The sequence below is a fragment of the Shewanella saliphila genome (assembly GCF_014648295.1).
GTDB classification, from domain to species: domain Bacteria; phylum Pseudomonadota; class Gammaproteobacteria; order Enterobacterales; family Shewanellaceae; genus Shewanella; species Shewanella saliphila.
Map to the genome: position 1 here is coordinate 130,988 of NZ_BMQV01000006.1, position 10,074 is coordinate 141,061.

Below are 10,074 nucleotides of genomic sequence, written 5' to 3' on the forward strand. Positions count from 1 at the left end.
CATTATTTAAGGAATTAAATGGCCATAAAAGTATTAGTTGTAGATGATTCTAGCTTTTTTCGACGTCGAGTCAGTGAGATTGTTAATCAAGATCCTGATCTCGAGGTCGTTGCTGTCGCTGTAAATGGCAAAGAAGCCGTTGAGATGGCAGCCAAATTAAAGCCACAAGTCATCACTATGGATATTGAAATGCCGGTTATGGACGGGATCAGTGCCGTCCGTGAAATCATGGCAAGTAATCCAACCCCTATTTTGATGTTTTCTTCGTTAACCCACGATGGCGCTAAAGCAACGCTTGATGCATTAGAAGCCGGAGCGCTCGACTTTTTGCCAAAACGTTTTGAAGATATCGCCACCAATAAAGACGAAGCCATTAGCCTATTGCAACAACGCATCAAAGCGTTGGGACGTAGACGGATGTATCGTCCAGTGGCAACCTCTTCGCCAACGCCAATTGAAACGCGCCGCTCAAGTGGCTTAACTCAATCTAGCTTAGGCACTGCTCGTCGACCAATAACATCGCGACTTAGCACTCCAAGTACAACGCCGAATAGTATTACTAAGCCAATCTCTCGTAGCGCTTTAACAACACCCGCAATAGAGCGTCCAACAGCCGCTCCCGCAACTTCAACGTCCACCATTCGTGCTAGCGGTAAGCATTACAAAGTACTGTTAATTGGCACATCAACCGGTGGCCCTGTTGCGCTACAAAAAGTGTTAACTGCGTTTCCGGCTAACTATCCACATCCTATTGTGTTGATTCAACATATGCCGGCCGCGTTTACACCTGCATTTGCTGCACGATTAAATAGCTTATGTAAAATCAATGTCAAAGAAGCAGAAACCGGTGATATGCTGCGTCCAGGCTGCGCATACCTTGCGCCCGGCGGAATGCAATTGATGATAGAGCGTAATGGCAGTTCGGGCCGTTTAAAAGTGGTGTCAGGCACTAGCGACATGAATTACAAACCCTCGGTTGATATTACCTTTGCCTCAGCATCAAAAGCTTTTGGTAGTGATGCGTTGGCAGTGGTGTTAACAGGTATGGGCGCCGATGGCCGCGAAGGCGCCAGAATGCTCAAGTCTGTTGGGGCAACCATTTGGGCCCAAGATGAAGCAAGCTGTGTGGTATACGGTATGCCACAAGCAATTGTTTCAGCAGGTCTTGCTGCTCATTCAATCGCGCTTGATAGTATGGCCGATGCCATCTTAAAAGAGACTAGTCGTGGCTAAGCCCGCTAGCGCTTTTTCGACTAAACTCATGCTAGTATTATTTTTGTGCTGTATTGCTATCATCGTTTTGGCCAGTTTATATGTTGATTCCAGACGTAAAATGGCATTAATGACTCAGGAAATTGAGCAACTAAAATCATCTCAAGTGTTATTGATGGTGCCTGAAGAACAAGCGGCTAATATAGCTAATTGGTTAAGCCAACACCCTGAACAAACTCAAGCCATTATTAAAACGGGTACTCAAGATGAAGCAAAAAGCGTCTTAATCGGCCCAGGAGCCATTAATGACGTCGAGTCCCAGGATAACCACTTGCCGCAATCGTCCGACAGCGCACAGACATTTCAAACTCAAGAAGTTATAGTGTCAGAAAATGCGCAAGGGGTTAAAGTGATAAGCTTACCTAATGGCGGAATACGGGTAACAACCCGTGATGATAAACAGCAGAAACAACAATAAACATTCCATCACATAATGATAAGTTGAGAGGCTTTTTTTGAAAGTATGGACGGTAGCAAATCAAAAAGGTGGCGTGGGTAAAACCACCACAGTTGCTAGCCTCGCGGGAGTGTTAGTTAAGCGTGGTCAACGGGTGTTGATGATTGACACCGATCCACATGCCTCTTTGGGCTATTATCTAGGCATTGATTCTGAAGAAGTGCCTGGATCGCTTTATGATGTGTTTTTAAATCATCAATCGTTGACCCAAGAATTAATACTGCAAAATGTCATCCCCACTCAAATTGAAGGCTTAGATATCATTCCTGCTAATATGGCATTAGCAACGTTAGATCGTTCGTTAGGGCATCAAGAAGGCATGGGATTGGTGTTACGTAATTTATTGGCATTAGTCGAAGACAAGTACGATGTCGCAATTATTGATTGTCCTCCAGTACTTGGCGTACTCATGGTGAATGCGTTAGCGGCAAGCCAACATATTATTATTCCGGTGCAAACCGAGTTTTTGGCGATTAAAGGCTTAGAAAGAATGGTAAAAACCATGGAAATCATGGGACGATCTAAAAAAACGCGTTACAGCTACACGGTTTTACCCACCATGTATGACAAGCGCACCAAAGCATCACCCATTGCATTGCAGTTCTTACAAGATAAATATGGTCAAACGTTATGGCCTAATGATGTGATCCCCGTTGACACTAAATTTAGAGACGCCAGCCTAGCGCATTTACCCGCATCACATTATTCTGCGACAAGTCGTGGGGTGAAAGCCTATAATCGTCTGCTTGATTTTTTATACGCTCGGGAGTTTGCTCATGTCAAAATCGGTTGATGAAACTGTTTTTGATTATTTCAGTTTGTTATTACAGGAACCGAGTCAACAATCGGAGCCTGCTGTCGAACCTGAAGCCTTATCACAAGCTCAACTTACAGAGGGTAAAGCTGCACAAGCGAAACCTACTATTCCCAATAAAAAAGTGATTGATGCACCGCTTAGCAGTAACACATCGGCAGTAGTCATCGCTAGTGCACAAGTATCGGTTAGCAAATCAACCATAAACAGAGACTTTGCCGAGCCTACATCTGTAGTCGATAAGCTCGCACTTGAAAAACTGTTGTCTGCCGTTTCTAAGCCCGCTACGCCAAATGTAGATATAAAGCAGCAAATAAAAGCCAGTGCAGAGCGTGTGCGCCAAGCAATTACTCAAACTGAGATCAAAACCCTTGAGCAACCAGTGTCTGATAGGGCAAACTTACAAAATAAACCACTAACGGATAAAGAAATCAAACCGTTAGTCGATATAAAAACTGACAATAGTGAGCTAGCTGAACTAAAAGAAGCTATTATTAAGCACGATAAGCTTGCTGAAGACAAAGCGGCACAACAACAGGCGCAAACCCAAACAGGGGCAATACCGCCAAGTGTTACTCATAATCTACAAGAAGTATTAGAAGATGAGTTTCAGGTGTTATTCTTTAATGTTGCCGGCTTAACCTTAGCTGTGCCACTGGTCAGTTTGGGCGGCATCATCAAGATAGACAGAATTAATCACATTATTGGCCGTCCATCATGGTTTAAAGGTGTGCAGACACACCGTGACAGTAAAATTAACGTGGTCGATACTTGTGCCTGGGTTATGCCCGAAAAATATACACCGGAACTGGCAGAAACAGTAGATTATCAATATCTTGTAATGTTAGAAGACAGTGCTTGGGGATTAACGTGCGAGTCACTAGTTAATGCCGTTAAAATAGATAAATCACACGTCAATTGGCGTGAAAAACCGGGTAAGCGTCCATGGCTTGCTGGGGTAGTAAAACAACAAATGTGTGGCATTTTGCATGTACAAGCATTAATCGAAATGCTTGATGCAGGTTTAGGCTGTCAGGATTCGATTGACCGAGGTTAACTATGAGCGATTCTAGAAGTGTAGCAGCGGTTGCTGCAGGTAAAGACGATGCAGTATTACAGTGGGTAACATTTAAGTTAGACAATGAAACCTACGGCATTAATGTAATGCAAGTTCAGGAAGTATTGCGTTATACCGAAATAGCTCCAGTGCCTGGTGCGCCGCATTATGTATTAGGAATTATTAACCTTCGCGGTAACGTAGTAACGGTTATTGATACCCGTTCACGCTTTGGTTTACAGTCAGCAGAGCTTGATGATTCAACCCGTATCGTGATTATTGAAGCTGAAAAACAAGTGATTGGTATTTTGGTCGATAGCGTTGCTGAGGTGGTTTATTTACGTCGTTCAGAAATCGACAATGCGCCTAATGTTGGCACAGAAGAAAGCGCCAAATTTATTCAAGGTGTGAGTAATCGCGACGATGAGCTATTGATTTTGGTTGACCTTGATAAATTGTTATCAGATGAAGAGTGGGTTGAATTAACTCAACTTTAATCATAACCTTGTCTCGAAAAGCCGACCCAATAAACGTGTTGGCTTTGGGTTGCTTAGCAGGGAACGCAATAAAGGTATGTTAATGGGTGATGAATTTTTAATTGCAGCTTTAGTTTGCGTTATCGCTTGTCTTGGCTTTGTGCTTTATTTACAAAAACAATCCCGAAAACTGAAAACCAAAGTCGATGCATTAATGGTATTAGTTAAAGAAAGCGATCGTCAGCGTGAGGCCGTAAAGCGAGAATTGCATGAGCTGCGCAGCGGTACTATTGGGGTTGGCCGCCGGGTTGTTGAGATAGAAAAGAAGCTCTCCCAACAGTCAGATATGCTTGAAGAAGCCAGTCAACAAGACCCACAAGCTAAGTTATATTCTCGTGCCGTTAAAATGGTGGGCTTAGGCGCTGGAGTGGAAGAGCTAATGCAAGAGTGCGAATTACCTAAAGCCGAAGCCGAACTGATTTTGCGATTGCATGGAAAGTAACCTGAGCTCGGGATAATAAATGCTTTTCAAATAGCCCTTTTGCCTGCTAACTGGGTTGCATCAACTTACAATCGTAAGTGATACCCATAACAATGATTTAAATAAAAAACGCCATCAAATTTGATGGCGTTTTTTATTTATCATCATGCTCTCAAACGGGCCGTTAAAAGACGGCCTCGATCATTTTCACGTAATGGACAACTTCAAATGTGGTTGGTGGAGTCCATACATCGAGCTCAGGTTATTTTCGGCGCATTTTAGCGACAAACATACCATCACTGTCTGCAAGTTGAGGCCATATGGTGAGCATGTTGCACGACTCGCCAGTAAACGGGTGTGTCACGGGCACTAATTCAAACTCATTGGTTTGGGCTAAAAATGCTTCAACGACGTGTTCGTTCTCGCTTGGTGACAATGAGCAGGTTGCGTACACTAATTGACCTCCCGATTTAACCGCAGCAGCACTGCGGGCTAAAATATCAAGTTGCAGGGCTGGTTTATCGGTCAACGCGCTTGCATCATCTAACCAGCGCATATCTGGGTTGCGTCGCCAGGTCCCTGTACAACTGCAAGGTGCATCAACCAACACGCCGTCAAATGTACCCGCATTAACCGGTAAAGCATCTGATTTCCACGGGGCAACACTAATGTTGTTAAAGCCGGCGCGTTTAGCTCGTTTGTTGAGTTCTTCTAATGGTTTATTGCGTATGTCAGACGCGGTAATCGTGCCAACGCTTTGGGTATTTTGTTGTAACATCAACGAGCGTAGCTGTAAGGTTTTGCCACCCGCGCCGCTGCATGCGTCCCACCAAGTTTGATCTGCTTGAGGTTGACAGATTTGGCCAATTACTTGTGAGGCTAAGTCCTGGATTTCAAGATGTCCTTGCTTGTAGGTGTCAATCTCATTGAGGTTAATGCTTTTATGCCCCAGGCTAATGGCATCTGCAAAGTATTGACTGGCAATGGCGTCTACACCGGCTTTGTTCAGTTGCGCTATGGCCGCTGACGTTTTTATGCTCTGTACTCGCGCCCAAATTGGCGGACGACTCGTCATCGCTTCAACTACCGCTAACTTATCTGCAGGTACAACAGGGCAGGTTTGCCAAAACCAGCTGGGTAATAAATCACTGATTTGACAAGCGGTAAGTCCAGATAACGACATAAACAGTGCGAGTTTGTCATTGATACTGTCGCAGTTTGTTGGATGCGCTTCTGTTGTCGGCCATGTGGCTAAGGTGTTCCATGCTTGAGTGATATCTTGCCATGCATGTTGCTCAAGAGCTGCACAAGCACTTAACTGTCTAAACCAAGTTACGTGCGGCTGCTCACCCTGTAATTGACTTAACCAGCCCCACCAACGGAACAAACCAAATAAACTCTCACGGATTACGCGTCTGTCTTTTGAACCATGCTTTTTGTGCTCACGAAAATATTGACCAATAATTCTATCGGCAGGCATTTTGCTGTTCATAACCTGGTTAAACAACATTTCGATGGTGGTGGCATAACTCAGCGCACGCTTTTGTGAGGGTGTACTGGCATCAATAACAACGCTGTCATTAAATACTGACTGAAAGGGTTTAGCAGAATGTGTTTGACTCATGAAATAACCTGATGTGGCAAAATAGCAAAGGTGTAGGTGCAACTTAATGCAATATGGCGTTAGTTTACCATGTCTTGAGGCGAAAACAGCATAGCCAACGGAGTTAGTTAGCGTTGCTAAAACAACCATAAAAATGAACCGGCACTCAGGCCTGCTCATTGTTATAGGTTCAATGTTGTGTGAGTTAAAAGTCTAGCGACAACGCAAAGCACAAGTAAGCCATTAATGAGCGTGTTTGCTCAAACTCTTTACTGCAAAATTCAACAAAGTCATCACTGCAAACTTGTGCTTTAGTAACGGGTTTAATGGCGATGAAGTCTTTGCGTTTAAGTTCATCAATTAATGGGTGTTGGCTGTCAAATCCCCGTGGCGGTCTAATCAAACTGTCGCCGGTTAATTCAAAGCCACCCTGCTTTAACGTTGCTAAGGCTTTTTTGTAGCCGTTTGGGTTTTCATCAATGCAGTGTCTAATGGCATTTAATGCTTGAGATTCAGGGTGCCAAATACCTGCAGCAATAAAACATTCATCATTGGCCACATGCACATAAAAGCCCGGCGCGTGAACATCTTTTGCTTGAAAGTGCCTAAATTGAATGCCGACATTGGTTTTGTAAGGTGTTTTATCTTTACTAAAGCGGCTGTCACGTTGTGGGCGCATTAAACTGCCACCGACTTTTTTAGGGATGGCTGTAAATCGAGGTGACAAAGCTAAAATCGGCCCTTGCATCGCTTCAATAAAGTTTAGTGCAGGGGTGCGAACGCGGTCTTCATATTGCGATTGATTGGTCTTAAACCATTCTCGGTCATTATTAGCGGTGAGAAGGGTTAAAAAATCAAAGCTTTGTTGGCTAAACATGAGCATACCTTTTGAAATGCATGAGATCTTGAATGATGCCACATCATAATCAATCTCATTAATGAGTGAAACTGACGTTACTAATTACCCAGTTTTAAAAGTGGGTGATATTTAGTCTTTTTTATTTTAAATAGAGTGCTATACCTCAAATATCAAAAGTTAATGTATATTTTTGATGTTTTTCGGTCTCGCTTATTGTGCTTGTAACTTGCTGAGTTTTTGATTTATTTTCTGTATTTATTCAATGACAGTTTGATATAAATAAAACGTTAATGGTAAAATCATCTTAAAGGTTGTTTTATCCCTTCTCTTGTGACTTTTTATTTCCATATATTCTCATGTGTAACGTTACTCACTGACACCTATCATCTTGTGATGGATTAACATGTTAGTGTAATTACTGAGCGCGAGCGTGTGCCAGAATATATTGAACAGAGTCACAATGATGACAATTAAGTCACAGATTAGCGATATAACAGTAGATAATCGTACATAGATTATATTGATAGATTACACTCTGGAATGAGAATTCCTCTACAAGAAAGGATTGACCATGACTGAACACTCCCTCGGTATTGTGGGTTGGCGAGAATGGGGCACTTTTCCTGAAATTGACAATGAAAGAGTCAAAATTAAAGTGGATACCGGCGCAAAAACGTCCTGTTTACATGCGTTTAAAATAAAACCTTTTCAAAAAGAAAAACAAAAATGGGTTCGAGTTTGGCTTCATCCGGAGCAAGATTCAACTCGAGAAGTAGTGTGCGAATTCCCAATATTTGATCGCCGAGCCGTCAGTGACTCTGGTGGCCATGTGACTAACCGCTACGTGATAAAAACGCCGATTATTATCGGTGAACAACAATTTGATATTGAGCTGACGTTAACGAATCGAGACCACATGAAATTTAGAATGTTACTCGGTAGACGCGCATTAGAAGGGCGTTTTTTAGTTAATTCGGCCGAGTCGTTTTTAGCAGGAGAATAGCAACATGCAAATCGCCATTATGTCGAGAAATCGCAATCTTTACTCAACCAGTCGCCTAAAAGAAGCCGCTGAAGCCCGTGGTCATGAAGTTAAAATTATTGATCCATTAAAGTGTTATATGAACATCAACATGAATGCTCCTAGCATTCATGTTCGCGGTGAAGAGTTACCTAAGTTTGATGCGGTTATTCCACGTATTGGCGCTTCTGTAACCTTTTATGGTACTGCGGTACTTCGTCAGTTTGAAATGATGGGTACTCACCCGTTAAATGAATCAGTTGCCATCACTCGCTCACGCGACAAGCTGCGTTCTTTACAGCTTTTGTCCCGTAAAAGCATTGGTTTACCGGTAACAGGTTTTGCCAACCAGCCTGCTGATGTGCCTGATTTATTGGACATGGTCGGTGGTGCTCCTTGCGTGATTAAATTGCTTGAGGGGACGCAAGGTATTGGTGTGGTATTGGCCGAAACCCGTAAAGCGGCGGAGTCGGTCATTGAAGCCTTTATGGGCTTAAAAGCCAACATTATGGTGCAAGAGTACATCGCCGAAGCCGGTGGTGCTGATATTCGTTGTTTTGTGATTGGTGATCGTGTTATTGCCGCCATGAAACGCCAAGCATTGCCTGGTGAGTTTCGTTCAAACTTACACCGAGGTGGTTCTGCCAGCCTTGTAAAATTAACCCCAGAAGAGCGCTCAACAGCTTTACGTGCTGCGAAAACTATGGGATTAAATGTGGCAGGTGTTGATATTTTACGTTCAAAACATGGCCCGTTAGTCATGGAAGTTAACTCTTCACCCGGTCTTGAAGGTATCGAGAAAGCAACCGGTATTGACGTGGCAGAAAAAATTATTAAATTTATCGAAAAAAATGATAAATCAACCAGTGCCAAGACTAAAGGAGTCGGTTAATGGTAAAAAAGCACGAACCGTTTGTTATCGGTGATGTTAGCGTAAAGGCAGGCACTCAATTGAGTGTAAAATTGCCCGCGGCAAAACTGTATAACGATACGCCAATGGATTTGCATGTGGAAGTGTTCCACGGCACTAAGCCTGGGCCAACATTATTAGTTTGCGCAGCTATTCATGGTGATGAGTTAAATGGCATTGAGATATGTCGACGCTTGCTCGGTCGTGTGAATGCTAAAACCTTAACTGGAACCTTGTTAGTGGTACCGATTGTCAATGTGTTTGGTTTTATTCAACAATCACGTTACTTGCCCGATCGTCGCGACTTAAATCGCTGCTTTCCGGGCTCGGCTAAAGGTGCACTAGCCAGTCGTTTAGCGCATTTGTTTAGTAGCATGCTAGTTAAGCGTGCGACTCACATTGTTGATTTACATACGGGCGCTATTCACCGCGAAAATTTACCGCAAATTCGTTGTGATACCGACGATGAAACCATGTTGGCCATGGCTAATGCATTTGGCACACCTGTGGTGATGTCATCAAAAGCGCGCGAAGGATCAATGCGTGGTTTTGCCAACAGCCTTGATATTCCGTGTATTTTATACGAAGCGGGCGAGGCATTACGCTTCAGCGACATGTCGATTAAGTCAGGCCTCAATGGTGTGATTAATGTGATGCGTTGTATTGGCATGCTAAAAGGTAAAATTAAAGCAACAACCAGTGTGAACGCCAGCCGCAGTTATTGGGTACGCAGTGAAGCCGATGGATTGGTTAACATTAAGCTAAAGCTGGGCGAACGTGTATCAAAAGGTCAGGTATTGGCTAATATCGTTAACCCTTTGGGTGGCGAGCCATGTCCGCTTTTAGCGCCGTCTGACGGCATTATTATTGGTAACAGTAATATTCCGGTGACCAATGAAGGCGAAGCCTTGTTTCACATAGCCCAATTTACTGGCGATGAAATAGAAATTATCAACGATAACCTTGATGATTTTATGCAGGAATACGCTTAACCCATTAGGGCCTGTTGATCTTTCAAGGTTGTTTTTGCAGCGAATTGTTGACCATTATTCACATTTACAACTGCGCGGCAGAGACTTCGAGGTGTAGTTATTCTACATAAAAAGTCGATAACGCAGTAAAAA

Annotated in this window: 11 protein-coding genes; 9 read left to right on the forward strand and 2 right to left on the reverse strand. The window is 43.3% G+C overall.

The genetic code is table 11. The annotated features are described in order from the left end of the window. The first annotated feature begins 18 nt into the window (after nucleotides 1-18). The 6 genes from IEY48_RS05190 to IEY48_RS05215 all read left to right on the forward strand — a co-directional run bounded on the left by IEY48_RS05190 (nucleotide 19) and on the right by IEY48_RS05215 (nucleotide 4,578). Nucleotides 19-1,233 (forward strand): protein-glutamate methylesterase/protein-glutamine glutaminase, encoded by a 1,215-nt coding sequence (locus tag IEY48_RS05190; protein ID WP_188917963.1) that lies wholly within the window; start codon nucleotides 19-21, stop codon nucleotides 1,231-1,233. Further along, nucleotides 1,226-1,690 carry a membrane anchored protein in chemotaxis locus gene (locus tag IEY48_RS05195; RefSeq protein WP_229786329.1) on the forward strand — a complete coding sequence of 155 codons (465 nt, stop codon included), beginning with the start codon at nucleotides 1,226-1,228 and terminating at the stop codon, nucleotides 1,688-1,690. Before IEY48_RS05190 ends, IEY48_RS05195 begins: the two co-directional genes overlap by 8 nt. A 37-nt stretch (nucleotides 1,691-1,727) precedes the next feature. Then, nucleotides 1,728-2,522 carry a ParA family protein gene (locus IEY48_RS05200; RefSeq protein ID WP_188917965.1) on the forward strand — a complete coding sequence of 265 codons (795 nt, stop codon included), beginning with the start codon at nucleotides 1,728-1,730 and terminating at the stop codon, nucleotides 2,520-2,522. Next, entirely contained in the window at nucleotides 2,506-3,600 is a 1,095-nt protein-coding gene (locus IEY48_RS05205) for a chemotaxis protein CheW (RefSeq protein WP_188917967.1), read from the forward strand. Before IEY48_RS05200 ends, IEY48_RS05205 begins: the two co-directional genes overlap by 17 nt. A gap of 2 nt (nucleotides 3,601-3,602) precedes the next feature. Next, the gene (locus tag IEY48_RS05210; protein WP_188917969.1) at nucleotides 3,603-4,097 is read left to right on the forward strand and encodes a chemotaxis protein CheW; all 495 of its coding nucleotides are present in this window, start codon (nucleotides 3,603-3,605) and stop codon (nucleotides 4,095-4,097) included. 82 nt (nucleotides 4,098-4,179) lie between these two features. Continuing rightward, nucleotides 4,180-4,578 (forward strand): DUF2802 domain-containing protein, encoded by a 399-nt coding sequence (locus IEY48_RS05215; protein WP_188917971.1) that lies wholly within the window; start codon nucleotides 4,180-4,182, stop codon nucleotides 4,576-4,578. 241 nt (nucleotides 4,579-4,819) lie between these two features. Here IEY48_RS05215 and IEY48_RS05220 read toward each other — a convergent pair whose 3' ends face one another. Together IEY48_RS05220 and IEY48_RS05225 are read right to left on the reverse strand one after the other, a co-directional pair. Beyond that, nucleotides 4,820-6,181, reverse strand: coding sequence for an RsmB/NOP family class I SAM-dependent RNA methyltransferase (locus tag IEY48_RS05220; protein ID WP_188917973.1), 1,362 nt, complete (start codon nucleotides 6,179-6,181; stop codon nucleotides 4,820-4,822). Nucleotides 6,182-6,365: 184 nt separating this feature from the next. After that, on the reverse strand, nucleotides 6,366-7,037 hold the full coding sequence (locus IEY48_RS05225; RefSeq protein ID WP_188917975.1) for a DUF2461 domain-containing protein: 672 nt from the start codon (nucleotides 7,035-7,037) through the stop codon (nucleotides 6,366-6,368). 553 nt (nucleotides 7,038-7,590) lie between these two features. Here IEY48_RS05225 and IEY48_RS05230 point away from each other — a divergent pair. From IEY48_RS05230 to IEY48_RS05240, 3 genes are read left to right on the forward strand one after another with little or no spacing between them, the layout of a single operon-like run. After that, entirely contained in the window at nucleotides 7,591-8,022 is a 432-nt protein-coding gene (locus IEY48_RS05230; protein ID WP_188917977.1) for an ATP-dependent zinc protease family protein, read from the forward strand. 4 nt (nucleotides 8,023-8,026) lie between these two features. Further along, a complete protein-coding gene (rimK, locus tag IEY48_RS05235) occupies nucleotides 8,027-8,932 on the forward strand; it encodes a 30S ribosomal protein S6--L-glutamate ligase (protein WP_188917979.1) in 906 nt (301 codons plus the stop codon). Continuing rightward, nucleotides 8,932-9,942 (forward strand): succinylglutamate desuccinylase/aspartoacylase family protein, encoded by a 1,011-nt coding sequence (locus IEY48_RS05240; protein ID WP_188917981.1) that lies wholly within the window; start codon nucleotides 8,932-8,934, stop codon nucleotides 9,940-9,942. The genes rimK and IEY48_RS05240 overlap by 1 nt, the downstream gene beginning before the upstream one ends. Nucleotides 9,943-10,074: the final 132 nt, after the last annotated feature.